The organism is Shinella sp. M31 (assembly GCF_049199205.1).
Taxonomy (GTDB): domain Bacteria; phylum Pseudomonadota; class Alphaproteobacteria; order Rhizobiales; family Rhizobiaceae; genus Shinella.
In genome coordinates this window covers 1-2,116 of the sequence record NZ_JBLZPH010000061.1, presented here as the reverse complement: position 1 = coordinate 2,116, position 2,116 = coordinate 1, and the positions used below count along the sequence as shown (strand labels likewise).

The 2,116-nt window shown below is 58.6% G+C and carries 1 protein-coding gene and 1 pseudogene; both read left to right on the top strand.

Features of this window, described 5'->3' with window-relative positions:
- Positions 1-159: 159 nt before the first annotated feature.
- Complete coding sequence (locus tag ACOZKU_RS09205; RefSeq protein WP_421578618.1) at positions 160-750, top strand: SDR family NAD(P)-dependent oxidoreductase; 591 nt, start codon at positions 160-162, stop codon at positions 748-750.
- A 66-nt stretch (positions 751-816) separates the two neighbouring features.
- A pseudogene (locus ACOZKU_RS09200) lies at positions 817-1,822 on the top strand (NADP-dependent oxidoreductase).
- The last annotated feature ends 294 nt before the right edge of the window (positions 1,823-2,116 follow it).

Here is a 2,116-nt window from a genome sequence, read left to right as displayed (position 1 = left end):
TTCTTCACCGGAAATGCTTGTCCGCCGCAGACCATCGCCAGCTTCGCACTCACGCCATCTCGATCTGGCGTGAAATCGCTGGCTCGATCGCCGCCTGAAACACGGCATACGCCCTAAACGCCAGCTTCCAACACTTAAGGCGACGCCACCCTCGGCCGTATTGACCTTCTGGTCAACAATGCCGGCTATGCCGTATCCGGTGCCGCGGAGGAAAGCTCAATCGAGCAGGTTCGCGCACTGTTCGACACCAATTTCCTGGGCGTCGTGCGGGTGACGAACGCGGTTCTTCCGATCATGCGTCAGCAGCGCGATGGGCGAATCTTGAACATCGGCTCGGTTGTCGGACTGATCCCAGGTCCCTTCGGCGCCTACTACACAGCCAGCAAACACGCGATCGAGGGCTATTCCGAATCCGTGGACCATGAGGTGCGATCCCTCGGCATCCGCATTGACGTTATCGAGCCATGGGCCACCAAGACCTCTATCGAAGCGAACTCACCGCAGGGCGATCGTCCCGTTGCAGCCTATCGCGAGACCTTCGAAAAGTACCAGGCCGCGTTTAACGCAGCCATGGCGACCGGTGACACCGCGGATGATGTAGCGGCGACCATCCTGGCCGCAGCCCAGGCCCGGAAGCCGCGTCTTCGCTACCCCTCGGGCAAGGCGGCCCGGCAGACCTCCTTCGCCCGGCGGTACCTCCCGCGTGCGTTGTTCGATCGCATCTTACGCAAGCAGTTCAACATCGCCTGAGAGCACAAAAGGCCTCGGAGTTCTTGGCCTCCTAAGCTGACAATCGTTTTACACTGGAGAAACGCCGTGAAAGCCTTCGTCGTCGACAAATACCATAAGAAGGGCGCACTGCGTTTGGCCGATATGCCAGATCCCCAGATCGGCGCCAATGAAGTTCTGGTTCGCGTTGAGGCCACCGCGATCAACCTTCTGGATTCCAAGATTCGCGATGGGGAATTCAAGCTATTCCTGCCCTATCGCCCGCCGTTCATTCTAGGCCATGATCTGGCAGGAACGGTTGTCAACGTCGGTGCTAACGTTCGGCAATTTAAAGCAGGAGACGAGATTTACGCTCGTCCTCGCGATCACCGCGCTGGCAGCTTTGCAGAACTCATCGCAGTCGATGCCGCTGATCTGGCGCTGAAACCAGTGAGCCTTTCCATGCTGCAAGCCGCATCGATCCCGCTGGTCGGATTGACCGCCTGGCAAGCGTTGGTCGAAGTGGGTGAGGTAAAACCCCGCCAGAAGGTTTTTTATCCAAGCTGGTTCCGGCGGAGTCGGCACGTTTGCCATCCAACTTGCTAAGCATCTCGGCGCCACGGTTGCCACCACGACCAGTGCAGCGAACACCGACCTGGTCAAAAGTCTTGGTGCCGATGTGGTGGTCGATTAGAAGACGCAGGACTTCGAGGAGGAGCTGTCAGGTTACGATCTGGTGCTGAACAGCCAGGATGCCAAGACGCTGGTAAAGTCACTCAACGTGCTGAAGCCGGGTGGAAAGCTGATCTCGATCTCCGGACCGCCGAACGTCCCCTTCGCCAGGTCTCTGCGGCTCAACCTGTTCCTACGCTTTGTCATGGGAGTGCTGAGTCGAGGAATTCTGAAAAAGGCAAAGAGCCGGGGCGTCGACTATTCCTTCCTCTTCATGCGCGCGGAAGGCCAGCAACTGCGTGAGATTGCCAAGCTGATCGACGCTGGCGCCATCCGTCCGATCGTGGACAAGGTGTTTCCCTTTGCGCAGACGTCAGAAGCCTTGGCTTATGTCGAAACCGGACGCGCCAAGGGGAAGGTTGTCGTTGCCGTTTCACAATGACCGTCTCGCCAGCATACAGGTAGCTTTTTTCGAAGCGTGATGTCCGCTTCCGTGGCTCATGGAACAGGAGCGGACTGTCTCCTGGCGGTCCCCAAAACGGCCACTTCGGCAAGCATACTGTTGCCCGGATCGGGACGGTCAAGGTGGTGGCGTCGCCTTAAGTGTTGGAAGCTGGCGTTTAGGGCGTATGCCGTGTTTCAGGCGGCGATCGAGCCAGCGATTTCACGCCAGATCGAGATGGCGTGAGTGCGAAGCTGGCGATGGTCTGCGGCGGACAAGCATTTCCGGTGAAGA